Raw genomic sequence first — 26,177 nt, forward strand, 5'->3', positions numbered from 1 at the left:
CACTCGTGGGTCGGGCACGCCGGGGGCGAGGCGTACTGTGAGGTCCTGGGGAGGTCTCCCGATGTCGTTTCAGATCGTTCAGCGCGAACGGACTCTCGTCGCCGGCCTGCCCGTGCGCAGCCCGCGCCGGGCTCTCGGCAAGGTTCGCGATCGGGCGCTCGACCGGGCCTGGTCTGCGGTGCTGAAGCAGGAGCTCGGCGGCCCGCTGGCCTCCGCCTACACCGATCACGCGGTCGACATCGACTCCTACTACACCCAGACGGTCGGGTATCAGTGCGAGTCCCTGGATCAGGTGACGGAGGGGCACATAGTGGCCTGCCTGCCGGCTGGAACCTACGCGAAGTTCTCGTCGACCGGTACCTTCCCCGGCGTCTTCATCGATCTGTGGAACCAGATCCGTGCGGCCGAGGAGACGGGGGAGATCGTCCGATCCTTCACCGGTGATTTCGAGTTCTATCCGCACGCGTACCGCATCGACATGTACGTGTCGATCGTGACCTCGGAAAAGGCTGGTGTGCAATGAGTTTCGAACTCACCAAACTGCACGACCACTATGTGGGCGGCCTCGTTCTGCCGGGACTCGAACCGGGATCGACCGGCCAGCAGTCCGAACTGCTGACCTTCACGGAGGATCGCATCCGCGCGCGCGGCGTCGGCGAGGTGCTCGTGGTCTACATCTGCCACCCCGAGGTCGGATGGAATGCGGTTGTCGGCAGTCGTTGCGAGGGCCTGAGCGAGCTGACGATCGGGGACTCGCTGGTACGGGTCCCCGCCGGGTACTTCGCCCGCTTCGTGCCGGACGGAGAGCACTCCGATCCCGTCGACGACGTGTGGCACCAGGTGGAGATCGCCGAGAAGGAGGGGCTGATCGAGCGGGCACACCGGGAGGAGGTGGCAGTCATCGGACCGTCGGGACTGACGGAACTCTACATATCTCTGGCTTGAACGCTGTTGTGTGCTTCGAACACCGTTCTTCGGCGTGAACACTGTGGGGAGCACTCGGATACTGCATACTCGATCAATACAGCCACATATACGATCCGCACCGTCCCGGGTCGGGGATTTCGACCGCGAGGAGCGCGAGGGTCCGATGTGGTCCGCCGGGTGACTCCGATCGGGGTCTCCCGCAAAGTCGGGAGGCCGACCGTGGATCGAGCAGTGCGCGCCGCATCGCACTCGGTGCGGGAGCGTGTCTCGACCTACCGGGATCAGGCCTCCGGATATTCGTTCGTCGCAGCCGCACCGAGTGCGGCGCCGGATCTGTGGAACGAATACATTGCCCGGGCGTTGGGCGCCTATCGCAGATTCGGCGTCGAGTCCGCACTGGAATACGAAAGTGTGCGAAGCGGGGAGAGCACGGCAATATTCTGCGCGGGGCTCGATCGAAGGGGGGTCGTCGTGGGCGGGGTGCGGGCCCAGGGGCCTTACCAGAACGCGGACGAGTCCCACGCCTTGACCGAATGGAGCGCGCCGAAGCACGTCGACCATCTCCGCCGCATGATCGAGAGCCGAATCCCGTTCGGTCTGATCGAAGCCAAGGCGGCGTGGGTGTCCGAGGATGTGCCCAAGCGCCGAGAGCTCACCCTTGCCGTGGCGCGCATGGGCGCGAAGTTCATGGGCCTGCTCGACTCGCGATACATGATGGCTACCGCCGCCGACAACCTGCTGGATCTGTGGAAGACCTGCGGGGGTGTGGTCGACCCGAGCATGCCGGCCACCCCGTACCCGGACGCCCGCTATCGGACCCGGCTCATGTGGTGGGACCGTCTGCGCACCGATCCGTTCGGCGACGAACTCCGACGAGAAGTGGGTGGGATCCGCTTCGACGGGGAGCCGATGTGAACGCCGACGGCGAGACCGGATGGACGCCCTCCGTGTTTGCGGAGGACCGGCCGCAGGACATGGAGGAGCTTCGACGTCTCCGCTCCGAACCCGGGCTCGTCGTCGTCGACCGTCTCGCCGATCAGGTGAGAGGACTGCGCGAGGTGCTCCCGCGGCCGGAGAGCGACCTGCTCGACGAGCCGGCGCGGTGGGTCCATTACCCCTGGCATCGGACCGTCGTCCGCATACTCGGCCCGAACTCGTTCCGGCGGTTACGGCTGGACCGTAACCGGAACAAGGTGACGTCGGCCGAACAGGACCGGCTGCAGGAAGTGACCGTCGGAATCGTCGGTTTGAGCGTCGGCTTCTCGGTCGCGCAGGCGCTGGTGCTCGACGGAGTGTGCGGAGGACTGCGACTCGCAGACTTCGATCCGATCGAGTTGTCGAATCTCAATCGGCTGCCGGCCTCCCTCGTCGATCTGGGCACGAACAAAGCGGTCGTGGCCGCGCGGCGACTCGCGGAACTGGATCCGTACCTGCCCCTGTCGGTGTGGCCCGAGGGAGTGGTGCCGGAAACGATCAGCGAGTTCGTGGACGGACTCGACATCGTGGTGGACGAATGCGACTCGCTGGACGTGAAGGTCGCGCTGCGTGCGGAAGCGGCCCGGCGTGCGGTACCGCTGGTGATGGAGACGAGTGACCGGGGGCTCATCGACGTCGAACGCTTCGATGTGCAACCGGGGCGGCCGTTCCACGGTCTGCTGGGAGAGATCGACCCGGAGCGGCTCGCCGCGCTGTCGGGCCGGGAGAAGATTCCGTACGCGCTGCGCCTGCTCGGACCGGAGCGGATCTCGGCCCGGATGGCCGCTTCCCTCCTGGAGGTGGAGCAGACGCTGGCCACCTGGCCTCAACTGGGCAGCGAGGTGATGCTCGGCGGCGCGACGGTCGCCGCGGTCGTGCGACGGCTGGGGCTCGGGCAACCGCTGAACTCGGGACGCGGCCGTGTGGACGTCGAAGCCTGCCTCGACGCCCTGACCCTCCCGGCGGATCCCGGAAACCGGCCGGGTGCGGATGCACCCCCGCCCCCGGAATCGGACGATCCGATCGACCGGGTACTGCATGCCGCGAGCAGAGCCCCCTCGGGCGGCAACAGCCAGCCGTGGTCCGTCACGGCCGGCGGCGGAACCCTCGAGATCGACATCGCGGACGACTTCGTGCCGACCGCGATCGACATCCACGCCCGAGGCAGCTACGTCGCGCTCGGCGCTGCCCTGCAGAACGCGCGCATCGCCGCCGCGGCACACCGGATACTCGGTCCGGTCCGGGTGCTCGAGCGGGACGCCGGCGAGCCGCCGCGCAAGGTGCTCGCGACGATGCAGTTCTCCGACGGAACGGACTCGGTCCTGGCCGCCCAGTACGAGCCGATGCTCGCCCGCGGAACCAATCGGCAACCCGGTGACGGATCACCACTTTCCGACGCCGAGACGGCTGCCCTATACCGGGCAGCCGAACAGGAGGGGGGCCGGATCAGGATCGTCACCGGCGCCGATCGCCTCGCCGAGGCCGCGGAGCTGCTCGCGGAATCGGACAGGATCCGCTACCTGACTCCCATTCTGCGGCGCGAGATGCTCTCGGAACTGCGGTGGCCGGATTCGGAGGACATCGACAGCGGCATCGACGTCCGGACACTCGGGATGGACGACGCGGAGCGCACGATGCTCGACTTCGCGGTCCGAGACGATGTGCTCGATCAGCTCGGGGAGTGGGACCTGGGGCACGGGCTGGGGCGGCTGACCGGAATGCGGGTGCGGAGCAGTTCGGCACTCGTGGCGGTCTTCGCGGTGGGTCCACGGCCCGCCGACTACGTCCGTGCGGGGATGGCAGCCGAGAGCGTGTGGATTTGCGCCCACGGTCTGGGGCTTGCGGTCCAGCCTGCTTCACCGGTGTTTCTCTACGCCGAGGACGACACCGACCTCGTCCGGCTCTCGGAGGTCCGGTTCGGCGCGCTCGGAAAGCTGCAGTCGACGCTCGACGACGCGTTCGACCGGCCGGCCGACCTGCGCTTCGCCCTCCTGCTCCGGGTGGCGCGGGCGCGACCGGAACTGATTCGCAGTGCGCGTCGCTCGGATAGAGTTCGAAAACATCCCTGATCCGGTCCGCTCGCGTCGAATGTGCTGTTCCCAAGGGGTTTGAGATGGCGGAGAAGAGCTTCGAGAACATCGTCACCCGGGTGGCTTCCCACCTCATGCCGGCGGACGCCGTGTCTCATCACTCGGTGATCGAACGGGTGCTCCAGGAGCTCGTCGAGCACTTCGAGGTCGACACCTGCTTTCTTCGCTACAACGATCACGAGATCCACGCGACGGTCCTCGTCGCCGAGTGGCCGCCGCGGGAATTCGTGCCGGACCCGGACCCTCTGGGAGTTGTGCACTTCCGGGACGCCGACCCGATTTTCGCCATGACGGAGACCATGAAGGAACCGGCCGTCACCCGCCCGGGACAGTCGGGGGACGAATACGCCGACCGGGTGCGCGCGGGTTCGGGAGTACCCGAGGTCTCGGTCGCGGCGGTGCCGCTGATCTCCGGAAGCGTCACCACCGGCACCCTGGGCTTCATCAAGGCCGGTGATCGCGACTGGAGCGAGGACGAGATCAACACCTTGATGATGATCGCGGCTCTGCTGGCGCAGGTGCAGGCCCGTGTCCGCGCCGAACAGGACCTGCGCGACGCGGCCTATCACGACGATCTCACCGGCCTCGCGAGCCGGCGCGCCCTCCTCGAACACCTCGAGGAGCGGCTGAAGCGGGGGCAGCCGGGGCCGGTCGCCGTTCTGTTTCTCGACCTGGACCGGCTCAAGCCGCTCAACGACTTCCTCGGTCACGCCGCCGTCGACGTGTTCCTGTGCCGCACCGCGCAGCGGTTGTCGCGCGTGTGCGACCCGAAGGACATGGTGGCACGTCTCGGCGGTGACGAGTTCGTCGTCGTGCTCGACGGTCCGGTGTCTCTGGAGGCGGCCCGGGAACGCGCCGAGGCGCTGCGGTGGGCGGTCGGGATGTCGGTGCAGCTGGGCAGTCAGGTCGTAGGCCGCGGAGGCAGCCTCGGCGTTGCCGTCGGCGAGCCCGGACGGATCACGCCGGTGGCGCTGCTCGGCCGGGTCGACGAGGCGATGCTGATGGCCAAGAGCAAGGGCGGCAACAGCGTCGTCGCATACACCGAGGACATGCGAGGTGCGAGCGAGCGCCGCAACCTCATCGAGCTGAGCCTGCGGACGTCGATCGACGACGAGCATCTCACCCTGGACTATCAACCCGAGTTCGACCTGCGTGACGGCAGCATTCTCGGTGTCGAGGCCCTGGTGCGGTGGAATCACCCGGTGCTGGGCAAGCTGCAACCGGCCGAGTTCATCGAGGTGGCCGAGTCGACGAACCTGGCGGGCGAGCTCGGGCGCTGGGTGCTGCGAACGGCGTGCGGGCAGCTGGCCGAGTGGCGGCGGCGCATTCCGGGACTGGACATTCGGATGAGTGTGAACGTCTCGCCCGTGCAGCTGGTGAGCCTCGATTTCGTGGAGACGGTGGAGAGCGCACTCGAGGAGTTCGGCCTCGGCAGCTCGTGCCTGTGCCTGGAGATCACCGAGTATGTGGTCGTCAGTGATCTCGAACGTTCGCGCAAGACGCTCCGGCGGCTTGAGCGTCTGGGCGTGTGCTGCGCGATCGACGACTTCGGAACCGGGTACAGCTCACTCGCCCACCTGAAGTCCCTGCCGGTTCACACGCTCAAGATCGACAAGGCGTTCGTGCTCAATCTCCAGCGCAGCGAGAGCGATCGCGTCATCGTCGAGTCGATCATGGGGCTCGCCTCGGCATTCGGCCTGGAGGTGGTGGCCGAAGGTCTCGAGTCGGTTTCGGCGGCGACCAAACTTCTGGACCTGGGATGTCGTCGGGCCCAGGGCTTTCTCCTGAGCCGCCCGAAGTCTCCCGAGCAGATCGACGAGCTGCTTCGCCAAGGAAGAATCGACCTTCCTTGGAAGGTGCCGATCCCACTTCCGGAATGAACAAGCGGTCCGTTATTGTGTCGAAAACAATCTCCAGGTAGGTTTTATGGGGTCCGAGGCTCCTCGACTCCGAAATGGGGATGACTTCGATGCGGAACCGCGAGATGAACCCCGCCGTCGCCGGTGCGGGTGGCGCCACACTCCGGACCACGGTGGACCGCCCAGGTGCCACGCGGTCGGACGCGGGGCGGAGCCTGCCGGGGCTTTGCGCCCCGGACCCTGTTCCGAGGCCCCGGTGGGAGCGCCGGTACACGGTTCTGGTGTTGTGCTGCGACCTGCTCTGCATCCTGGTGGCCGACCTGGCGATCACCTTCGGCTATCACCCGCCGGAGATTCCCACGGGGCAGACGCTCGCCGTCGTCGCCGTGGTCCCGGTCGCCGCGATGTCGAGCCTTGCGATCCAGAGGGCTTGGGATGTAAGGGTTCTGGGTGCCGGCGTCGAGGAGCTGCGCCGAGTCGGCCGGGCGTACGTGCTCGCCATGGCGACGTTGGCCGTGGCCGGCTACGCGTGGGGGACCGCGAGCGGTCAGTCCTGGGTCTTCGGCGCACTACCGCTGGCCGCTGTCGCGACGCTCGGTGCCCGTCTGCTGCTGCGTCGCTTCGTGCGCAGCCGCCGGCGGCGGGGACGCTTCGTGCGATCGGTCCTGATCGCGGGTGACACCCTGGAGGTGCACGAGCTGCTTGCCCGAGCGGAGGAGTTCCGCGATGCGGGATGGCAGATGGACGGAATCTGCCTGCCGGTCACGAAGTCGGACGAGGCGCTCCCGCTCGCCGTCGACGACGTGCCGGTGCTGGGGACCGAGGACGACATCGTCGGAATCGCCCAGTTGCACGAGTTCCAGGCGGTCGCCCTGCTGCCGTCGAGCGGCTGGACTCATTCGAAGACCCGCAGACTCAGCTGGGATCTGGAGCGTACGGGTGCCGATCTGCTGATGGCTCCGGTCCTCATGGACCTGGTGGGGCCGCGTCTGCACATGGCACCGCTCGCCGGGCTGCCGCTGCTCCAGCTCAGCGCTCCTCGCTACGTCGGCCCGGCCTGGGTGGTGAAGAACATCTTCGACCGGGTCGCCGCCCTCGCGATCGTGGTGCTGCTGGCGCCGCTCCTGTTGGCCATTGCCCTGGCCATTCGGGTCACGAGCCCAGGTCCCGTGCTCTTCCGGCAGACCCGCGTCGGCAGGGACGGGCGCACGTTCACGATGTTCAAGTTCCGCAGCATGGTGGTCGATGCGGAGGACCGCCTCGCAGAGCTGGCCGACCGCAGCGACGGCAACGGGATCCTGTTCAAGATGCGGGAGGATCCCCGGATCACGCGGGTGGGCCGCGTCATCCGCCGGTACTCGCTCGACGAGCTGCCGCAGTTGTTCAACGTGGTCACCGGCGACATGTCGCTGGTCGGCCCACGACCTCCGCTCGAGTGCGAAGTGGCGTGCTACGGCGAGGACGGCGCGCGCCGACGGTTGTTCGTGAAGCCGGGGCTGACCGGGTTGTGGCAGGTCAGCGGCCGGAGCAACCTGAGCTGGGAGGAGTCGGTGCGGGCCGACCTGCGGTACGTCGAGAACTGGACCTTCGCGCTCGATCTGTCGATCCTGCGCAGGACCCTGCGTGCCGTGCTGCACAGCGACGGCGCTTACTGAGTTCCCGCGACGCGCCCCTTCTCTCCGTCTCGTTCACGCTTCGAAGAGCGCCTGCCCCCAGTACTCGCCCGGCGCCGGCCCGGCCGGGCACGCGAACACCGCCGACCCCACATGCTGGATGTACTCGTTGAGTGCGTCCCGCCGTGCCAGTTCGCGCTGCATCGGCACGAACTGCTCGAGCGGGTTGCGGCAGAACGCGATGAAGAACAGGCCGGCGTCCAGGTGGCCGAAGCCGTCGGAACCGTCGGTGAAGTTGTATCCCCGGCGCAGGATTTTCAGTCCGCCCAGGTGCTGGGCCGACGCGAGCCGCACGTGCGCGTCGACGGGGACGAACGGCCCGTCCGGCCCCTTGGACTCGAGATCGAGTTCGTCGAACTCGCCGGTCTTCCCGAGCGGAGCGCCCTCGCGCTTGGTGCGGCCGATCACCTGTTCCTGTTCCTGCAGTACTGCCCGGTCCCATTGCTCGATGAGCATGCGGATCCGTCGCGCCACCAGGTAGGTGCCGCCGGCCAGCCAGGGCTGGTCGTCGTCGGTGTCGACCCAGACCGATTCGGCGAGTGCCGCGGGATCCTCGGCCTTGAGGTTGTTGGTTCCGTCCTTGAATCCGAACAGGTTCCGCGGTGTCTGCTGCGACGTGGAGGTCGACGAGGTGCGGCCGAAGCCGAGTTGCGACCAGCGCACCGACGCGGTGCCGAACGCGACGCGTGCCAGATTGCGGACGGCGTGCACCGCGACCTGTGGATCGTTGGCGCACGCCTGGATCGCGATGTCGCCGCCGCTGCGCGCGGGATCGAGATTGTCCGCCGGGAAGTGCGGAAGATCCTGCAGCGCAGCAGGTTTGCGATCGGACAATCCGAACCGCCCGAAGAACGACGGTCCGAACCCGATGGTCAGCGTCAGCTGGGAGGCGTCGAGGTCCAGGGCCTCACCGGTGTCGGTGGGCGGATGGTAGGGGCCCTCGCCGGTGGCGCCGTCCTCGGTGGCCTCGTGACCGGCGGTCATCCGCTCGGCCATCTCCGTCCACGTCCTCAGCAGCGCGATCATCTCGTCCCGGTCGTCGGTGGTGACGTCGAAGGCGACGAAGTGCATGCGGTCCTGGGCGGGGGTGACGATCCCGGCCTGATGTGCACCCCGGAACGGGACGGTGCCGGCGGGGCCGGCGTCCGTGCCGGGAGCGGTGACCCGGCCGACCACCGCGCCCGCCCCGGCGAGCGCGGCGCCGGCGCCGACGGCACCGAACAGGCGCCGGCGGGAGATGCCCGCGCGGGACGCGGGTGCGGAGCTCGGCGTCTCGCTCATGCGCCCGCTGCCCCCGCGACGACGCCTTGCACCTTGCTCACCTCGGCCGAGAGTGCGTCGAGCAGGCGGGAGAGCTCCTGGCGCTGCGACTCCGTGACCGTGTCGTAGGAGACGAAGCCGTCACCCTGCCGGTACTGCGCGAGCGCGGCGTCCAGATCGGCGAAGCGGGCGTCGATGGCCTGCGCCAGCTGCGGGTCGTTCGCGTCGAGGATCGGGCGCAGGGCCGCGACCGCGGCCTGGGAGCCGTCCACGTTGCCCTGGAAGTCCCACAGGTCGGTGTGCGAGAAGATGTCCTCCTCGCCGGTGATCTTCGAGGTCGAGACCTCGTCGAGCAGACCCTGCGCGTTGCCGGCGATCTTGGTCGGATCGACCGTGTAGTCGTCGGCATTCACCAGATCGGCCAGCTCCTGGACGTCGGCGGCGAGTCGATCGGCCATCGCGGCCGTGTCGGGCTGGGCGCCCTGCACCCACAGGTCCTTCTCGAGCCGGTGGAAGCCGGTCCACGCCTGACCGGGCTCGAGATCGGCCTCACGCAGGTCGATCCGGGGATCGAGGTCGCCGAAGCTCTCCGCCTCGGGTTCGATCCGTTCGAAGTAGGTGCGGCTGATCGGGAACAGCCGCTTGGCCTCGTCGACGTCGCCCGCCTTCACGGCGGCGACGAACTCGCCGGTGGCGGAGACGAGCGCCTCGGTCTGGCTACGGATGTACCGGCGGTAACCGTCCCCGGCCTCGGCGAGCTTGCCGTCGGCGTCGGTGGCGGCCTTGGAATCACCCGTGACCACGAATTCGTGCCGGAAGCCGTCCCCGACCATCCCGGGGCGGCAGGACAGTTCGTAGGTGCCGGCCTCGGGCAGGTTCACGATCAGCTGCCGGGTGAGTCCGGGACCGATGTTCTCGATCTCGCCCATCACCCGGTCGCCGGCGGCGAACACGTAGAACTCGGTGACCTTGGTTCCGTTGTTGGTGATGCTGAAGGAGGAGTGCCCGGTCGTGCCCTCCTCTGCCGCGACGTCGCACGCGTTGTCGGTGGCGGTGACGGCGATCGAGTCGTCGGCTGCGGTCGACTTCTCGGTGCAGCCCGCCAGAGCGAGGGGCAGGGCCGCTGCCGCCGCGAGGGCGTACGTGGATCGGCGCATGTGATCGGTGCCTTTCGAACAGGAGGGGGTCAGGCGGCGACGGCCGGTTCGGCCGTGCGCACCGGCGCGACGGGACGCAGGAACAGGGACAGGACGACGGCGAGGTAGCTCACCCACGCGACGGCCTGCACGATCGTGGGATCCGGGCGGAGGTTGAAGATGCCGGCCAGCACGGTTCCGTACCAGCTGCCGGCGTCGTAGTGGGCCGAGATGTCGAAGACGAGAGTGGAGCCGCCGGGCAGGACACCGCCGATCTGGAGGGCGCGCAGGCCGTAGGCCAGGATGCCGGCGGCGACTACGACCAGGAAGACCCCCGTGTACCGGAAGAAGCGGGCCATGTCGATCCGGATCGCCCCGAGGTACATCAGGACCGTGAGGACGGCGGCCACGCCGAGCCCGAGGAGCAGGCCGACGAGCGGCCACGCGCTGCCGGCGGTGTTCTCGGCATACCCGACCATCAGCAGCGCGGTTTCCAGGCCTTCACGGCCGACCGCGAAGAACGACAGGGTCAGTACCGCGGCCGGTCCTGCGAGCAGTGCCTTCTCCATCCCGGCGCGCAGATCGCCCGAGATCGACCGCGATGCGGTGCGCATCCACAGCACCATGGCGGTCACGATCACCACCGCGACGAGCGAGGCGAGGCCCGCGGCGACTTCGGCGGCGAGCCCGGTGAGGGTGGTGGTGCCGAGATGGATGATCGCGAACGTCGCGGCAACCATGGCGACGGCAGTGCCGACGCCGAGCCATACCCACCGCAGCGCGTCGCGGCGCTCGGACTTGACGAGGAAGGCGACGAGGATCATCACGACGATGCCCGCTTCGAGCCCTTCGCGGAGGCCGATGAGCCCCGAACCCGTCAGCTGGGTGGCGATCGACGGGGCCCCGGAACTCGCGGCAAGCACGGACATGGACACGACTCCAATAGTTAGGTGAGGCGACCCTGAATTAGGTGACGCAAGCCGAAAACATACACCCGGTCGGGACATCGGCAACAGAGACCTTGGTCTCTTTACCTGCGCTTTGCCGGCGATATGGATGATGGGAACCATGCCCCCTGCCGCCTCGCCGCGACGCTCCCCGTGGCCGCGCGTCCTGTTGGGCGCCGTTGCCGCGGTGATCCTCGTGGTCGTCGGCGTTGCCGTCTGGAGCCCACGCGAGCCGCGCATCCCGATCCCCGACGGCGTCCCACCCGCACCCGGCACCGCCGTCCCGGCGATCGACGTCGACGCCCCCGGCCGCACCGCCGATCAGTTGCGGGACTGGGCCGCGCCGCAGGCCGAGGCACTCGGCATACCCCGCACCGCGCTCGAGGCCTACGGTCATGCCGCCGCCGTCCTCGCCGCCGCACGCCCCGACTGCGGTCTCGCCTGGACGACCCTCGCCGGCATCGGAAGCGTCGAGAGCCGGCACGGCCGGTACAACGGCGCCGCCATCACCCCCGACGGCCGCGTCGACCCGCCGATCCGCGGCGTGCCCCTCGACGGCGGGCCCGGACTGGCCGAGATCCGCGACACCGACGGGGGCCGCCTCGACGGTGATCCGGTTCTCGACCGGGCCGTCGGGCCCATGCAGTTCATTCCCGAGACCTGGTCCCGTTGGGGCGTGGACGCGAACGGCGACGGCGTCGCCGATCCCGACAACATCGACGACGCGGCCCTGTCCGCCGGGCGCTACCTGTGCGACCGCGGAGGCGACCTCACCACCGCCGAGGGGTGGACGCGCGCCCTCATGGCCTACAACCTTTCCGGTGAGTACCTCGCCCTGGTGCGCGACCGCGCCGCCGCGTACGGGGTGGGCCGTCAGCCCTGACGCGACTGTCCGATCCGTCCGCCTCGCCACCGGCAACCCGCCGGTGGCCGCCACCGCGGGGCGCGCCGTGCTTCGGGCGCAGGTCGGGGCGGTTAGGCTGTCCCCAGCGTGCAGACCCCGCAGCGTGAAGTCCATCGAAGGAGAATCAGCCAGTGGCCATCATTGAGCAGGTAGGAGCCCGCGAGATCCTCGATTCGCGTGGTAACCCCACGGTCGAGGTCGAGGTGCTGCTCGACGACGGAAGTTTCGCCCGCGCTGCGGTGCCCTCCGGTGCTTCCACCGGTGAGCACGAGGCCGTCGAGCTGCGCGACGGCGGCGAGCGCTACCTGGGCAAGGGCGTCGAGCAGGCCGTCGAGGGCGTCCTCGGCGAGATCGCGCCGGCGATCATCGGCCTCGATGCGACCGAACAGCGCACCGTCGACCAGGCCCTCCTCGACACCGACGGCACCCCCGACAAGGGCCGGCTCGGAGCCAACGCGCTCCTCGGTGCCTCCCTCGCCGTCGCCAAGGCCGCGGCCGAGTCCTCCGGCCTCGAGCTGTTCCGCTACCTCGGCGGCCCGAACGCCCACATCCTGCCCGTGCCGATGATGAACATCCTCAACGGCGGCGCCCACGCCGACACCGGTGTCGACGTGCAGGAGTTCATGGTCGCCCCGATCGGCGCCCCCACCTTCAAGGAGTCCCTGCGCTGGGGCGCCGAGGTGTACCACGCCCTCAAGTCCGTGCTCAAGAGCCGCGGCCTGGCCACCGGCCTCGGTGACGAGGGTGGATTCGCGCCCGACGTCGCCGGCACCAAGGAGGCCCTCGACCTCATCAGCGAGGCCGTCGCCAAGACCGGCCTGAAGCTCGGAACGGATGTCGCGCTGGCGCTCGACGTCGCCGCCACCGAGTTCTACACCGCGGGCACCGGCTACAAGTTCGAGGGCAAGGACCGCACCGCGGACGAGCTCGCCGACTTCTACGACGAGCTGCTCTCCGCCTACCCGCTCGTGTCCATCGAGGACCCGCTGAGCGAGGACGACTGGGACGGCTGGGTCGCGCTGACCGACAAGATCGGCAACAAGGTGCAGCTGGTCGGCGACGACCTGTTCGTCACCAACCCCGAGCGCCTCGAGGAAGGCATCGTCAAGGGTGCCGCCAACGCGCTGCTCGTGAAGGTGAACCAGATCGGCACCCTCACCGAGACCCTCGACGCGGTCGATCTCGCGCATCGCAACGGGTACAAGTCGATGATGAGCCACCGCTCCGGCGAGACCGAGGACACCACCATCGCGGACCTCGCCGTCGCCGTGGGCAGCGGCCAGATCAAGACCGGTGCCCCGGCCCGTTCCGAGCGCGTCGCCAAGTACAACCAGCTGCTGCGCATCGAGGAGTCGCTCGGCGACGCCGCCCGGTACGCCGGCGAACTGGCGTTCCCGCGTTTCAGCATCGAGGGCTGAGCGCACCCGCATGAGCCAGCGCGGTAGGTCCCGGCCCGGCGCCCGGCGCACCCGCACCGAGGGTGCGCCAGGCGCTCGGCGGCCCAGCCGGGCCCGCCCGGCCGGACCGACCGCCTCGACGGAACCACCCGCCGACGCCGCAGGCGCCCGCGCCGGAGGCACCGGGGGCCGGGCCCGGCCCACCCGGGTCGGGACGCCGCGCGAATCCCGGGCCGCCCGCCCCGAGCGCACCTTCTTCGGCCTGTCCACCGGCCGTGCCGTCGTCCTCGCCCTCGTGGTGTGCGGGCTCGCCCTGACCCTCGCGGTTCCGCTGCGCACGTACGTCAGCCAGCGCTCCGAGGCCGAGCGGGTCGCCGCGGAACGGGCGCAGCTCGAGCAGGAGATCGCGGCGCTGCGCGAACAGAAGGCGCAGATCGAGGACCCGGCGTGGATCCGCGCCCAGGCCCGCGAACGGCTGCGGTTCGTCATGCCCGGCGAGACTCCCTACCAGGTGCAACTGCCCGGCGACTACCAGGAACCGGTCGCCGAACAGGCCGAGGAGCTGCCCTCCACCGGCGCCTGGTACAGCGACCTGTGGCAGTCGGTGTCCGTACCCGCGCCAGAACCCGAACCCGCCCCGGTGCCGCGGCAGATGCCGGTGGCGCCCCCAGAACCAGGAGAACCGACCGGGTGACCGATCCCGTCGCACAGGAAGACCTCGACGCCGTCGCCGCCCAGCTCGGGCGGGCTCCGCGTGGCGTTCTCGCGATCGCCTACCGCTGCCCGGACGGCGCCCCCGGCGTGGTGAAGACCGCGCCCAAGCTGCCGGACGGCACGCCGTTCCCGACGCTGTTCTACCTCACCGATCCGCGGCTCACCGCCGAGGCCAGCCGGCAGGAATCCGGTGGGGTCATGAAGGAGATGACCGAGCGGATCGCCGCGGACCCGGCGATCGCGGCCGCGTACCGCCGTGCCCACGAGTCCTACCTCGCCGAACGCGACGCGATCGAATCGCTCGGCACCGACTTCAGCGGCGGCGGCATGCCCGACCGCGTCAAATGCCTGCACGTACTCATCGCGCACTCCCTCGCCAAGGGACCGGGCGTGAACCCGTTCGGTGACGAGGCCGTCGCCCTTGCCGCCGACGCCGGCCTACGCGGCACCGCGATCCCCGTCGACTGGCCCACCTACGCCGAACTGCGAGGGCAGAGCGAGTGACCGCGGGTACCCGCCGCGTCGCGGCGATCGACTGCGGCACCAACTCCATCCGCCTGCTCATCGCCGATCTCGACGACGACGGCCGGCTCACGGACGTCACCCGGTTGATGCGGGTCGTGCGGCTCGGGCAGGGCGTCGATGCGACCGGCCGCCTCGCTCCCGAGGCGATCGAACGCACCCGCGTCGCCCTCGTCGAATACGCCGGGCTCGTCCGCGAGACCGGGGCGCAGGCGGTGCGGATGGTGGCCACGTCCGCCACCCGCGACGCCGCCAACCGGGACGACTTCTTCGCCATGACCCGCGAGGTCCTCGGCGCGGTGATCGCCGGTGCCGAGGCCGAAGTCATCTCCGGCGACGAGGAAGCGCGGCTGTCCTTCACCGGTGCCGTCGGCGAACTCGATCCGTCACGAGGGCCGTTCGTCGTCGTCGACCTCGGCGGCGGATCCACCGAGGTGGTGCTCGGCGACGCGGACGGCGTGCATGCCGCCTACTCCACGGACATCGGATGCGTGCGCCTGACCGAGCGGTGCCTGCACGACGATCCGCCCACGGCCGAGCAGGTCGCGGCGGCCCGCACGTTCGCGGGGGAGAAGATCACCGAGGCGCTCGCCCACGTGCCGGTGGAGCAGGCCCGCACCTGGGTCGGCGTCGCCGGCACCATGACCACGATCGCGGCGCTCGCGAACGAGCTCGAGGAGTACGACCCCGAGCGGGTGCACCTGTCCACCGTCGGCTTCGACCGGTTGCGCCAGGTGTGCGACGGCCTGCTCGCCGCCACGCACGACGAACGCGCTGCGCTCGGCCCGATGCACCCCGGACGGGTCGACGTCATCGGCGGCGGAGCCGTCGTCACGACGGTGCTGGCCGACGAACTCGCTCGTCGCGCGGGCATCGGCGAGCTGGTCGTGAGCGAGCACGACATCCTCGACGGAATCGCTCTGTCGATCGCGTAGGCAGCCGCGGCACCTCAGCCGACAGCCGCTCCGCGCCCAGCCGTCCGCGGCGACGATCGTCGCCGCGGATGCCTGGGCGCGACGCGGCTGCGGGCGCCGAGGTACCACGCTCTACTCTCTTTCTGCGCCCCCATAGCCCAATTGGCAGAGGCAGCGGACTTAAAATCCGCCGAGTGTCGGTTCGAGTCCGACTGGGGGCACCACAGAACGGCTGTCCGGGAGCGACGCGACCAGCGCGTCCGCCGCGGCTCCCGCCCGCCGTTCCGGGACCGAGGGCGGGGGCCGTGACGGGCATCACTGGCAGCCGCGACTTCCGTCCCTACAATGCCCTGTGTGCTTACCGAACCAAACGATCGCCTGGGCGCGTCCGTCCGGAGGGGTGCAGTGCGGCTCGGCATCGTGTGGGGGTCGCTGGCCCTCGCAACCGGAGTCTCACCCCTCGCCGCCGCGGATCCGGGTACCGCCGACGAACAGGTCCGCGCCTCCGCGCCGGAGTTCGCTCCGATTCCAGGGATGGCAGCCTCCCCGCTCGTGGCCACCGCCGACGAGGGGGTCGAGGGCATCCGCCGCGCACCGGCTCCGCTGGTCCTGCGTGCGGCCGACGACTTCGATCGTCCGGACGGTCCGCTCGGCCCGAACTGGATCACCCACGGGGGCGGCACCCTGAAGATCGTGAACGGTCATCTCGACGGCCGGGGGACTCCGTCGACCCCGCTGAGTCTCGCGTTCTGGAGTGAGCCGATGCCGAGCGAGACGCAGGTGATGCGGTGTGTGGTCCGCTGGAACGGACGCGACCCGGAGCACTCGTCGATCGGTCCGGTGGTGCGTGCCAATCCCGGTGTCGACACCGGTGTGCAGTTCGCGTTCACCGAGAGCATGATGGCGTTGTACTACGAGGATCCTTCCAGCCCGAACGGATTCGCTCCCGCCGCGGGGACGCCGCAGTACGCGTCCACGTCGAAGTTCCCCGAAGGCGCGGTCGTCGAGCTGCGTGCCGACGGGAACCGGTACACGGCCAGGGTCAATGGCAGGATCGTGCTGCAGGGGACCGTGGAGGCCGACCAGATCCCGTTCACCAATCGGTACGTCGGCACGGTCGTCCAGGACGACAGCCGGGAACGGGGCGGTGGACAGCCCCCCGCTCAGCTCGACGATTGCCGGGCGTTGACTCCCTGACGGGGCCCGTCGAGCAGAGACCCGGCGGAAGCGGCGAACCGCTCACGGCATCCGGGAGGGTTCGGCAGGACACGTCGTCAGGCGGGGAGAACCGACGACACGCCACCGATCCAGTTGCCGTCGGGTAGTTCGATCGCTCTTCCCACCCGGCACGGGGTCCGCGATGACGATACGTTCGGAACATGTCGAACGAATCCGAAAGTGCCGTTCTGTCCCTCACGACGCCGGTCACGATGAGTATCGTCCGGGCCTTCCTCGCGGGCGCTCCCGAAGACGCCACGCTGGAACTCGATTCTTCCGATCCCGGAGAGCCGAAGCTTCTGCTGACCTGGGCGAAGCGTCAGAAGGGGTGATCCACGGCCGGGACGGTCCCGACCGGTCGGGTCAGGACCGCTCCCGGTTCTCCCGTTTCTCCCAGTCGTGCCCGACCTGTTCCTCCAGCGTCCATTCCGGGGCTCCCGACCGCGGGTGGGTGTGCGCCCATGCGAGGGCTTCGTCCTGGGTCTCGAACGACTGCTGGTCGATGACGGCACCGTCTCGGTCCACAATCCGAAAGTGCTTCACACCCGGAATCGTTCCAGGCGAACATTCCCTTCGGGCCGCATTCGGCCGAATACGACGCCCGGAACGCAGGGGAGGGGTGGCACGACGGCCGCCGGCGAGTCTTCCGCCGCAGTCTCAGCGCAGCGTCCCGCCCGAGGCCAGCAGCAACAGCACTGTCGCCGAGACGACGACCGCGACGACGACGGCGACGATCGCCACCATGCCGCGCGGGGCCTCGGGGTCACCGAAGAGCGGTTCGTCCTTGTTCCACTTCCACGGGCAGCGCACAGCTACAGGAAACCGGATGTCCGGTATGTCTGCAAGGCGTAGTCCCGCCGGCGGTTACGAGCAGAGACGATTCCTGATGCAGTCGTCCAGCTCGGCCGGCATGATGTGATAGGCCTCCGCGATGTGTTCGCGTGGGATTCTTTGCGTGACAACCTCTTTCGGGTTGAGGTAACCGTTACGGATGTGCTCGGACAAGCGTGGCGATCGACGCTCGACCGGGCACTGGTTCATCCGCAGCGTCAGTCCCTTGTCCATGGAGTCCCCGAACTTCACGGCGCTGAACGTCGAGCCGTACGCGCCCATCACCGGGATCGTCCCGGCCTTGCGGACCGAGTCGATCGCCCAGTTCAGGGTTGTACATCTCGGCGTGCGCGAACGTGCGCGTCTTCGCGAGTCGGTAGTCGAGGGGATCGATCACGATCACGCGTCCGGCTGTGAACCACAGGGTGTCCGATCCGCCCTCCGAGAGTCCTCGGGCGCCGAAGGGGCTAACTCTTCGTCGCCTCGACCACTCGCTCGGCCACCGCCCGCGACGACGCCGGGTTCTGCCCGGTGTAGAGGCTGCGGTCGACGACCACGTGTGATTCCCATGCCGGTCCCGCGTCGAATCGGGCGCCGCTCTCGCGGAGGCGGTCCTCGAGCAGCCACGGCGCCTTCTCGGCGAGCCCGGCCTGCGTCTCCTCCTCGTTGGTGAAGCCGGTCATCCGGTACCCGTCGAAGAGCCAGCCGCCGTCGGCACCTCGTGCGGGCAACAACGCTGCGGGAGCATGGCATACGACGGAGACGAGCTTGCCGGCGGCCATGAACTCCGCGAGCAGCCTGCCGAACGGTTCGGACACGGCGAGGTCCTCCATCGGGCCGTGCCCGCCCGGGACGAACACGAGGTCGTAGTCCTCGGCGCGCACGTCCTCGAGCACGGCGGGCGAATCGAGGACCGGCTTCAGCTCCGTGAGGGCCCGCCGCAGCTCGTCGCTGCGGTCCTCGCCGCCGGTGGCGTCGGGCGCGAGGCTGGCCTCGTCCACGGCCGGGCTGCGGCCGCCCGGCGTGGCGAACGTGAGACGGAAGCCGGCATCGGTGAACACCCGGTACGGCTCGATCAGTTCCTCGGCCCAGAATCCCGTCGGGTGTTGCGTCCCGTCGGCGAGCGTCCAGTGATCGGCTCCGGTCACGACGAACAGCACCTCGGTCATGTGATCAATCCTTCCGGTCGGGAGCGGGCCGTGGGGCGACCCGCAGGGTGCGTTCCCGTTCCCGGCCGGTTCCAATCACTGCGGGCGGCGCCCGTCCTGTTCGTCACTGCGGGCGGCGCCCGTCCTGTTCGTCACCGCGGGCGGCGCCCGGAATGACGAACGCCCCGGCACGGAGCCGGGGCGTTCGCGTGGCCGGGTCTTCCCCTCCGGCCGAGGTCCACTCTACGCCACCGGGTGGCGGTCCGGCCGCACGGGTCGTCCGGTGCGGGCGCGGTGCCGGGATCGTCTGGCGGGCATGCCATCCCGCAGTCCGGAACGATACGGCTGGCGTTCAGGCGCGCGCGGAGAAGATGGTGGTGTAGTCGTACGGACCGCTCGGCGGCTGCGAGGTCGCGACGGGCTCGGTGCTGCCCTCGTCGCCGGGAGTGGTGGGCTCGACGAAGAGCGGCGTCTGGAACTCGGTTTCGTTGTGCATGATGTCCTTTCGGGCCGGCGAACCGTGTCGGGCAGCGTAGCTGTGGTATCCCGACGCTGCCGCCGCTACACCCGCACCCGGTATGCGGGTACGGCAGTTCCGGGGCAGGGCTCGGTGGGTGGTGCTCGACCGAAATCACGCTGTACTCGCCCGATCGGAAGCGATCGACCGAGACGTGTCGTCGATGCCCTCACCCTACACGCCGTCGGATGGCCGATGCGTTACGCGCACGGAACCTGTGCGTGACGTGTCGCGGGGGTGCGGTGCGGGCGAGGTGGGGCAAAGCCTTGTTCGTCCGGTTCGGTCGCGTCTACGGTGAGTGCAGACCGCGTGTACGACACTCCGAATCGGAGGCCGCTATGAAGGCCGGCAAGATCGTCATGTTCGTGGTTGGTGTCCTGCTGTCGATGCTCGGACTGGCGTTGCTCGCCGCCGCGGGGGTGCTCGGCTGGGGGTACTTCGTCCAGCGTGACGACGGCTGGTTCACCGCTCCCACCGAGCGCTACCGCACCGACTCGAGCGCGCTCGTCTCCGAACGCATCGACCTGGTCTTCGACGACACGCCCACCGGTTTCGGCGCCGAGGACTTCGGCCGGCTCAGGTTGCGTGCGGCATCGGAGGATCCCGGACGCCCGGTGTTCGTCGGTATCGGCCCGCAGCGGGAGGTCGACGCCTTCCTGTCCGGAGTCGCACACGCCGAACTCACCGACGTCCGGTTCGAGCCGTTCCGCGCCGAGTACCGCGAGATCCCCGGCGACGATCCCGCCCGGGTGCCCGGTGACGAGGACTTCTGGGCCGCGTCGGCTGCCGGACCCGGGACACAGGAATTGCGCTGGGACTTCCAGGAAGGGGTGTGGTCGATCGTCGTGATGAACGCCGACGCCACCCCGGGCGTCGTCGTGGACCTGCAGGCGGGCGCCCAGTTCCCGTTCCTGGGACCCCTCGCGCTGTGGCTGCTCGTCAGTGCTCTCGTCCTGCTCGTGATCGGGGTTCCGCTGCTCGTCCTCGGCGCGGTGGGGCTCGGCCGGCACGGTCCGCCCTCGGCGCACGCTCCGCCGCCGGCCGCCGTCGCCCCGGGCACCTACCCGGTGATGTTGCGCGGCGACCCGGACTCGCCGTCGCGCTGGCTGTGGCTCGTGAAGTGGCTCTTGGCGATCCCGCACTACATCGTGCTCTTCTTCCTCGCGATCGCGCACTTCGTCACGACCGTCGTCGCGGGCTTCGCGATCCTGTTCACCGGCCGCTACCCGCGGGCGCTGTTCGACTTCAACGTCGGCGTGATGCGGTGGTGGTGGCGGGTGGGGTTCTACACCTACTCGGCGCTGGGCACCGACCGGTATCCGCCCTTCAGCCTGCATCGCACGGACTACCCCGCCGACTTCGACGTCCCCTATCCGGAACGTCTCTCCCGGGGACTGGTGCTGGTCAAGTGGTGGCTGCTCGCCGTCCCGCACTACCTGATCCTCGCCGTGCTCGTCGGAGGCGGGGCCACCGCGACCTCAGGCGACTGGGACGACGCGGCGTGGACCTACTCGTGGTCCCTGCTCGGCATTCTCGTGCTCGTCGCGGCGATCGCCCTGCTGTTCACCGCCCGCTACCCGAGCGGGGTGTTCGATCTCGTCGTGGGCATCAACCGCTGGCGTTTCCGGGTGTGGGCCTACGCGGCGCTGCTGCGCGACGAGTACCCGCCGTTCCGGCTCGACCAGGGCCCCCGGGAACTGCACGAGTACGCGCCGCTGGCCGGGCCGCGCGACGACCTCTCACCGGAACCCGGTCGAACGCAGATTCCGCTGTCGAAGGAGCAGTACGGCAACGCGACCTCCGGGGAGCAGGCACGGCCGGGGGAGGGACGCTGACGGCCCCGGAAACGAGCCGTGGCCCCGTCGACGGGGTCGACGGGGCCACGCGCGTGCTTGCGCGCCGCGGCGCTACTTCTTGAACGAGTCCTTGACCTTGCCGGCGGCATCGGAGATCTTGTCGCCCGCCTGCTTCAGACCGCTCGACGCCTGGTCGCCCCGGCCCTCGGCCTCGAGGTCGCGGTCGCCGGTCGCGCGGCCGGCGCCTTCCTTGGCCTGACCGGTGACGTCCTCGGCCTTGTGCTTGGCCTTGTCGATGAAATCAGCCACTTCATCCTCCTTCGTCCGTGGTCACTTCCATCCCCGGATACCCCGGCCCCGGCCATGCCAATCCTGGGGGCTCGGGTTTGAGTGCCGGATCGCCGGGGAAAGCCCCCGGCATGGCTACATACCGAGTGATCGACCCCAAGGGCGAAGTGGTGGCGACCAAGGACATCGAGAGCGCGGACGACGCGCACGCCTGGTTCGTGGACTCCAAGGCCGACAACAGCGAACTGGGCTGGCGTATGGAGGTCAGGGTCGAGGGCGACGACGACTGGCGGTTCTTCGACGACTCCGAAGGAACCACGTAGCCGAGCAGACACGTGCCGTACCCGGCGTCCGTCACAACCAGTTGCGTTGCTTGAACACGATGTAGAGGGTTCCCGCGGACGCGGCGATGACCGCGGTGCTCGACAGCACCCCGCTCCACTGCCCGAAGCCGGGGTACGGCACGTTCTGTCCGTACCACCCTGTCACCGCGGTGGGCACGGCGATGATCGCGGCCCACCCCGTGAGCTTCTTCATCACCGTGTTCAGCTGCGCGTCCTGCAGCGACAGGTTCGTTTCGAAGACCGTGGTGACCATGTCACGCAGGGATTCGGTCCATTCCGTCGCGCGGATGACGTGGTCGTACAGGTCGCTGTACCAGCCGTCGAGTTCGACGGAGTTGCCCCGCTCGGCCCGGTGCCGCATCACCGCGGCGACCACCTCGCGCATCGGCAGGACGACACGGCGCAACTGGACGAGTTCCTTGCGTACCCGGTAGGTGCGACGCTGGAGCGAGCGTATGTGCGCACGCTCGTCGAACAGCCCGTCCTCGAGTTCCTCGATCGCGTCGTCGAGGCCCTGGATGGCCTCGAACTGGCCGTCGACGACGACGTCGAGCAGCCCGTGCAGCAGCGCGGCGGTGCCGTGCCGCAGCAGGTCGGCGTTGTCGTCCCAGCGCCGCACCATCTCCTCGACGTCGAATCCGGTACCCCGGTGCACCGTGACCAGGCCGCGTGGGACCACGAACACCGAGACCCGCGTGGTCTCGAGCCGGGACCCGAGCGTGTCGGCCGGCTCGCTCCCGTACGCCAGCGACGTGGCGTAGACGGTCAGGAAGGTGTGCGTGGAGTAGCGGGTGACTTTCGTGCGTTCCCCGTGCGCCACCACGTCCTCGACGGCGTGCGGATCGAATGCCAGCTCCTCCGCGATGTCGGTCAGCTCGCGGTGCGTCGGATCGTGCAGATCCACCCACACCAGGGCGGTCTCGTCCCGGAGGTAGTCGGAGACGTCCGCAAGCGGGTAGTTCTCGGCGACGAGCCGTCCGTCGCGCCAGAGCCTGGTGCGGATGTGGTCGGGGACGGCAGCGGTCACGCTCGCAGTCTGCCCTACCCCGGGGTGTTCGGGGCGGCCCGGGTTCACAGCGCGATGCTCGCGCCGCCGGCCTCCGCCAGCCGCACCATCTCGTCGAGGAAGGCCTCGTCCACGGCCGGCCAGTCCGGGGGCCACAACAGGGTGCGCAGCCGATCGCGTAGCAGGGGCAGGAGCGGCACCACGTGGGCCCCGCCGTCGACGAGGTAGCGGAGCATGCCCAGGCGCCCGCACGTCGCCACGGCGGGGGCCAGCACGTGCTGGGCCTCCTCGATCCGTCCGGCGGCGTGCAGGCACGCCACCAGCAGCCGCAGCGCCTGCAGTTCGGCGCGACGGCGGCCGCGTCCGGAGACGCGGCGGTGCCACAGCCGGGCCCACTCGCATGCCACGGCGGCGTCCTCGGGCCTGCCGCTGCCGTAGAGCAGCCGGATGGCGGTGGCGTCCTCCACCTGCGCGGTGATCTCGGCGACGCCGTCGGGGTCGGGGGCATCGGAATCGGGCATCTGTCGCGGGGCGGGCTGCGGCCCCGGCAGGCCGAGCCGCACGCGTTCGTTGACCACCCGGGCACGCAGTCGCGGCAGCCGATAGTCGTCGGCGGCCCGCGCTCCCTCGTCGAGCAGGGCCGCCGCGGCGACGCGGTCACCGCGCAGGGACTTGAGCCGCGCGGCCGTGACGAACCGGGCGATCATGAAGTCCGGTACGCCGCCCTCGGTTCCGAGCTCGTGACTTTCGTCGAGCAAGGCCTCGGCCTCGGTGATCCGGCCCTGTTCGTAGAGCAGCTCCCCGAGCATGGCGGCGGCCAGCCGCGCGGCGTGGGTGTGGATGCCGCCCACTTTGCGCGCGGCCCGCAGTCCCGCACGGAAATGTCCCTCGGCCGCGGCGACGTCGAGCTGCTCGTTGGCCGCGATGCCGAGCAGGCACTGCCCGTACACGCGGCTGAAGGGGCCGTTGGAGGCGCGGTGGTAGGGCTCGGCCCACCGCTGCCGCCGCCGGGCGGCTTCGAAGTCGAACCGGTAGATGTCCACGAAGGTCGCCACGTTCGCCGCGACGGACACCACCCACGGCCGGAAGGCGTCCGGATCGTCCAGGCACGGCGCGACCTTGTCCGCCACGTCGGCGATGCGGTCGGTGGAGACTGCGACGACACCCTCGACGACGTCGGCCTCGACCTGCAGGACCGCGATGTCCTCCGCCGCCGCATTGCAGCAGCTGAAACATCCCCGCGCCGCCGCGAGTGCGGTGCGGGTCTGGTTGGCCCGCTGCAGCAACGCGTTCGCCCACGCCACCGTCATCTGCAGCCGCGGGTGCGTGGCCACCACGCGGGGCGGTAGCTTCGCGACCAGCGCCAGCAGGGTCGTCATGTGGGAGTGCTCGATCAGGAACATCCCGTCGGCGGCGATGATGTCGACGGCGAGTTCCTGGTCGTCGGCGCTGAGCGCGTGGTCCACGGCCTCGCGCAGCATGTGCTGGTGTGCGAACCATTGCGCAGCGGCACGATGGAGCGGCTCCACGCGTTCGGGATGATCACGCTCGAGCCGACGGCGCAGGAAATCCGCGAACAGCCGGTGGTAGCGGAACCAGCTGCCCTCGTCGTCGACCCGGCGCAGGAACAGATCCCGGGCCTCGATCTGCTCGAGCATCGCCTGTCCGTGCAGGTCGCCGGTGAGCGCGGTGGCGAGGCTGCCGGTGATCTCGTCGGTGACGGACGTCGCGAGCAGGAACTCGTACACCTCCGGCTCGAGGGTGTCGAGCACGTTGTCTGCGAGGAACTCGCCGATGGCGTGGTGGCGGCCCGAGAGGTTCTCGATCAGATCGGTCGGGTCCTCGCTGTCGCGCAGGGACAGGGACACCAGTTGCAGCGCGGCGACCCAGCCGTCGGTGACTTCGGTCAGGCCCCGGATGTCCTCGAGTCCGAGGTCGAGGCCGCTCACGTCGCGTAGGAAGCCCTCGGCTTCCTCGGCGTCGAACCGCAAAGCCTCGGAGTCGATCTCGACGAGCTCGTCGAGGACCCGCATCCGGCTGAGCGGCAGCCCGGCCCGGCTTCGGCTGGTCACCACGAGCTGCAGGTGATGACATCCTCGGTCGAGGAGGAAGTCCAGTGCCGCGACGGTTCCCGGTGCGGTGACGAGGTGCCAGTCCTCGATCACCAAGGCCATCGGGGTCTCCTCGTGATGGATCTCGTCGATGAGGGTGGACAGGACGTACCGTTCGGCGTCGTCGCCGTGGGCCTCGAGCACCTGCCGCAGCTGGCGGGCGAACTGCGGACGCACCTGCCGGAACGCCTCGATCAGATGGGTGAGGAACCACACGACGTCGTTGTCGTCCCGGTCGACCGCGAGCCAGGCCACCGCGACGCCCTCGGCGGTGAGGACCTCCCGCCACTGTGCGGCCAGCGTCGACTTCCCGAATCCGGTCGGGGCATGGATCGCGACGAGGCGGCGGCGGCGGGCGAGGCGCAGCCGGTCGATGAGGTGGGTGCGCGGGACCAGCGGTCGGCTGGCGGCGTGCGGCCGGAACCGGGTCACCGGCACCGGCGGCGTGGTGATCGAGGTGGGCGTGAGGTGGGGTCCGGTGGTGTGCGGGGTTCCCGGGACGGGCAGCGGCCCGGGTCCGTCCGGATCCGCGGGCAGCGCCATCTCGTCCACGTCGCAGCCGCCCCGCTCCTGGGCCCGCTGCAGCAACTCCCCGAACTCCGCGGCGGACTGCGGACGGGCATCCGGATCGGTGGCCATGCCGCGTTCCAGGGCAGAGCACACCTCCTCGGGGACACCGGTGCCCCGCAGGTCCGGGACCGGTTCGGTGGTGATCCGCAGGAACTGCGTGACCACCTGTTCCCCGCGTCGCCGCTCGAAGGCCGCATGCCCGGTCAGTGCGCAGAACAGGGTGGCGGCCAGACCGTAGACGTCGGCGGCCGGGGTCGGCGGCGCGCCGGCCAGGATCTCGGGCGCGGTGAAGGCGGGGGAGCCCGTGATCGCGCCCGACGAGGTGCGGAAGCCGTCCGCGATTCGGGCGATGCCGAAGTCGGTGAGCTGCGGTTCGCCGTACTGGGTGAGCAGGATGTTCGCGGGTTTGACGTCGCGGTGCAGCACGTCGGTCCGGTGCGCCGTCTCGAGCGCGCCGGCGAGTTTGACGCCGATGCGCAGCACGTCCGGCCACGGCAGCGGCCCGTAGCGGCGGATGCGCGCCTCGAGCGAGTCGTGGGGGTGGTAGTGCATGACCAGGTAGGGCCGGCCGCTGCCGGTGGTGCCGACCTGCAGGACGGTGACGATGTGCGGATGCCCGGAGAGCCGGCCCATCGCGCGTTGCTCGCGGAGGAACCGGTCGAGGTTGTCGGCGTCGAGCGGGGCGGTGAGCACCTTCACCGCGACGGTGCGCTCGAGCGCCGTCTCCCGGCACCGGTACACCACCCCGAAACCACCACGGCCGATCTCGGTTGCGTCGGCGAACCCCGCGAGGCGCAGATCCTCGACGGTCTCGTCCTCCGCCGCGGCGGCGTGGGAGACCGTGGCTCGCTGGGTGGCGAGGGGATCGTTCTCGGCCATCGGGGCACTCACCTCACGTGGATTCCTCCAGGATAGTCCCGGGTGTGGCGGGCACGACACGGATGGATCGCCGGTTCTCCATTACCGTTGTCCGGCCGGGGCTCCCGGCAACGACGGCCGGATCTTCCGGGAAACGACACTGCGATCGGAA

The 26,177-nt window shown here is 69.7% G+C and carries 25 protein-coding genes, 1 tRNA gene and 1 pseudogene; 16 read left to right on the forward strand and 11 right to left on the reverse strand.

Annotation, left to right across the window (positions count from 1 at the left end):
• Positions 1-61: 61 nt before the first annotated feature.
• The 6 genes from QNA09_RS05155 (at position 62) to QNA09_RS05180 (ending at position 7,506) form a co-directional block, all read left to right on the forward strand.
• A complete protein-coding gene (locus tag QNA09_RS05155; protein WP_119699521.1) occupies positions 62-523 on the forward strand; it encodes an effector binding domain-containing protein in 462 nt (153 codons plus the stop codon).
• Positions 520-945 carry a hypothetical protein gene (locus QNA09_RS05160; RefSeq protein ID WP_119699522.1) on the forward strand — a complete coding sequence of 142 codons (426 nt, stop codon included), beginning with the start codon at positions 520-522 and terminating at the stop codon, positions 943-945. The genes QNA09_RS05155 and QNA09_RS05160 overlap by 4 nt, the downstream gene beginning before the upstream one ends.
• 507 nt (positions 946-1,452) lie before the next feature.
• Positions 1,453-1,842, forward strand: a complete 390-nt coding sequence (locus QNA09_RS05165) for a hypothetical protein (protein WP_308072290.1) — start codon at positions 1,453-1,455, stop codon at positions 1,840-1,842.
• A complete protein-coding gene (locus tag QNA09_RS05170; RefSeq protein WP_119699524.1) occupies positions 1,839-3,971 on the forward strand; it encodes an Rv1355c family protein in 2,133 nt (710 codons plus the stop codon). Before QNA09_RS05165 ends, QNA09_RS05170 begins: the two co-directional genes overlap by 4 nt.
• A 44-nt stretch (positions 3,972-4,015) precedes the next feature.
• Positions 4,016-5,872: a bifunctional diguanylate cyclase/phosphodiesterase gene (locus QNA09_RS05175; RefSeq protein WP_119699525.1), complete on the forward strand. Its 1,857-nt coding sequence runs from the start codon at positions 4,016-4,018 to the stop codon at positions 5,870-5,872.
• A gap of 260 nt (positions 5,873-6,132) precedes the next feature.
• Positions 6,133-7,506, forward strand: a complete 1,374-nt coding sequence (locus QNA09_RS05180; RefSeq protein WP_119699526.1) for a sugar transferase — start codon at positions 6,133-6,135, stop codon at positions 7,504-7,506.
• Between the two features lie 33 nt (positions 7,507-7,539).
• On the opposite strand, the gene efeB is transcribed toward QNA09_RS05180, so the two are convergent.
• The 3 genes from efeB to efeU are packed head-to-tail and all read right to left on the reverse strand — an operon-like array spanning position 7,540 to position 10,849.
• The gene (gene efeB / locus QNA09_RS05185; protein WP_119699527.1) at positions 7,540-8,805 is read right to left on the reverse strand and encodes an iron uptake transporter deferrochelatase/peroxidase subunit; all 1,266 of its coding nucleotides are present in this window, start codon (positions 8,803-8,805) and stop codon (positions 7,540-7,542) included.
• Positions 8,802-9,941: an iron uptake system protein EfeO gene (efeO, locus tag QNA09_RS05190; protein ID WP_119699528.1), complete on the reverse strand. Its 1,140-nt coding sequence runs from the start codon at positions 9,939-9,941 to the stop codon at positions 8,802-8,804. Before efeO ends, efeB begins: the two co-directional genes overlap by 4 nt.
• Before the next feature lie 29 nt (positions 9,942-9,970).
• Positions 9,971-10,849, reverse strand: a complete 879-nt coding sequence (gene efeU / locus QNA09_RS05195) for an iron uptake transporter permease EfeU (RefSeq protein WP_119699529.1) — start codon at positions 10,847-10,849, stop codon at positions 9,971-9,973.
• Between the two features lie 139 nt (positions 10,850-10,988).
• Between efeU and QNA09_RS05200 the strand changes: the two genes are divergently transcribed.
• From QNA09_RS05200 to QNA09_RS05235, 8 genes are all read left to right on the forward strand, one after another.
• Complete coding sequence (locus tag QNA09_RS05200; RefSeq protein WP_119700280.1) at positions 10,989-11,750, forward strand: lytic transglycosylase domain-containing protein; 762 nt, start codon at positions 10,989-10,991, stop codon at positions 11,748-11,750.
• Between the two features lie 152 nt (positions 11,751-11,902).
• Entirely contained in the window at positions 11,903-13,189 is a 1,287-nt protein-coding gene (eno, locus tag QNA09_RS05205) for a phosphopyruvate hydratase (RefSeq protein WP_017679539.1), read from the forward strand.
• Positions 13,190-13,199: 10 nt separating this feature from the next.
• The gene (locus QNA09_RS05210) at positions 13,200-13,862 is read left to right on the forward strand and encodes a septum formation initiator family protein (protein ID WP_010592909.1); all 663 of its coding nucleotides are present in this window, start codon (positions 13,200-13,202) and stop codon (positions 13,860-13,862) included.
• Complete coding sequence (locus QNA09_RS05215) at positions 13,859-14,386, forward strand: DUF501 domain-containing protein (protein WP_010592908.1); 528 nt, start codon at positions 13,859-13,861, stop codon at positions 14,384-14,386. Before QNA09_RS05210 ends, QNA09_RS05215 begins: the two co-directional genes overlap by 4 nt.
• Positions 14,383-15,339 carry a Ppx/GppA phosphatase family protein gene (locus QNA09_RS05220; protein ID WP_010592907.1) on the forward strand — a complete coding sequence of 319 codons (957 nt, stop codon included), beginning with the start codon at positions 14,383-14,385 and terminating at the stop codon, positions 15,337-15,339. The genes QNA09_RS05215 and QNA09_RS05220 overlap by 4 nt, the downstream gene beginning before the upstream one ends.
• Positions 15,340-15,465: 126 nt before the next feature.
• A tRNA-Leu gene (locus QNA09_RS05225) sits at positions 15,466-15,542 on the forward strand.
• 130 nt (positions 15,543-15,672) lie between these two features.
• Positions 15,673-16,515, forward strand: a complete 843-nt coding sequence (locus tag QNA09_RS05230; protein WP_248957469.1) for a hypothetical protein — start codon at positions 15,673-15,675, stop codon at positions 16,513-16,515.
• A 182-nt stretch (positions 16,516-16,697) separates the two neighbouring features.
• Positions 16,698-16,868: a hypothetical protein gene (locus QNA09_RS05235; RefSeq protein ID WP_162919285.1), complete on the forward strand. Its 171-nt coding sequence runs from the start codon at positions 16,698-16,700 to the stop codon at positions 16,866-16,868.
• Positions 16,869-16,899: 31 nt separating this feature from the next.
• Here the strand turns inward: QNA09_RS05235 and QNA09_RS05240 are convergent, their stop codons facing one another.
• The 5 genes and pseudogenes from QNA09_RS05240 to QNA09_RS05260 all read right to left on the reverse strand — a co-directional run bounded on the left by QNA09_RS05240 (position 16,900) and on the right by QNA09_RS05260 (position 19,011).
• Complete coding sequence (locus QNA09_RS05240; RefSeq protein WP_234420170.1) at positions 16,900-17,061, reverse strand: hypothetical protein; 162 nt, start codon at positions 17,059-17,061, stop codon at positions 16,900-16,902.
• Positions 17,062-17,193: 132 nt separating this feature from the next.
• Positions 17,194-17,346 (reverse strand): hypothetical protein, encoded by a 153-nt coding sequence (locus QNA09_RS05245; RefSeq protein ID WP_156525151.1) that lies wholly within the window; start codon positions 17,344-17,346, stop codon positions 17,194-17,196.
• Between the two features lie 54 nt (positions 17,347-17,400).
• Positions 17,401-17,830 (reverse strand): annotated as a pseudogene (locus tag QNA09_RS05250) (glutathione-dependent formaldehyde dehydrogenase); the annotation flags it as partial.
• Between the two features lie 4 nt (positions 17,831-17,834).
• Entirely contained in the window at positions 17,835-18,536 is a 702-nt protein-coding gene (locus tag QNA09_RS05255) for a type 1 glutamine amidotransferase domain-containing protein (RefSeq protein ID WP_119699531.1), read from the reverse strand.
• 331 nt (positions 18,537-18,867) lie between these two features.
• Positions 18,868-19,011 (reverse strand): hypothetical protein, encoded by a 144-nt coding sequence (locus tag QNA09_RS05260; RefSeq protein ID WP_017680289.1) that lies wholly within the window; start codon positions 19,009-19,011, stop codon positions 18,868-18,870.
• Positions 19,012-19,370: 359 nt separating this feature from the next.
• On the opposite strand from QNA09_RS05260, the gene QNA09_RS05265 reads away from it, so the two are divergent.
• Complete coding sequence (locus tag QNA09_RS05265) at positions 19,371-20,867, forward strand: DUF4389 domain-containing protein (RefSeq protein WP_119699532.1); 1,497 nt, start codon at positions 19,371-19,373, stop codon at positions 20,865-20,867.
• Positions 20,868-20,939: 72 nt separating this feature from the next.
• On the opposite strand, the gene QNA09_RS05270 is transcribed toward QNA09_RS05265, so the two are convergent.
• On the reverse strand, positions 20,940-21,137 hold the full coding sequence (locus QNA09_RS05270) for a CsbD family protein (protein ID WP_003935098.1): 198 nt from the start codon (positions 21,135-21,137) through the stop codon (positions 20,940-20,942).
• Between the two features lie 110 nt (positions 21,138-21,247).
• Here QNA09_RS05270 and QNA09_RS05275 point away from each other — a divergent pair, with 110 nt between their 5' ends.
• Positions 21,248-21,439 (forward strand): hypothetical protein, encoded by a 192-nt coding sequence (locus tag QNA09_RS05275; RefSeq protein WP_010592900.1) that lies wholly within the window; start codon positions 21,248-21,250, stop codon positions 21,437-21,439.
• A gap of 31 nt (positions 21,440-21,470) precedes the next feature.
• Here QNA09_RS05275 and QNA09_RS05280 read toward each other — a convergent pair whose 3' ends face one another.
• Both QNA09_RS05280 and QNA09_RS05285 read right to left on the reverse strand, forming a co-directional pair.
• Positions 21,471-22,487 carry a magnesium transporter CorA family protein gene (locus QNA09_RS05280; protein ID WP_048771887.1) on the reverse strand — a complete coding sequence of 339 codons (1,017 nt, stop codon included), beginning with the start codon at positions 22,485-22,487 and terminating at the stop codon, positions 21,471-21,473.
• 44 nt (positions 22,488-22,531) lie between these two features.
• Positions 22,532-26,026: a serine/threonine-protein kinase gene (locus tag QNA09_RS05285; protein WP_119699533.1), complete on the reverse strand. Its 3,495-nt coding sequence runs from the start codon at positions 26,024-26,026 to the stop codon at positions 22,532-22,534.
• Positions 26,027-26,177 lie beyond the last annotated feature (151 nt).

This window comes from Rhodococcus sp. AH-ZY2 (assembly GCF_030916465.1).
Taxonomy (GTDB): Bacteria; Actinomycetota; Actinomycetes; order Mycobacteriales; family Mycobacteriaceae; genus Rhodococcus; species Rhodococcus ruber.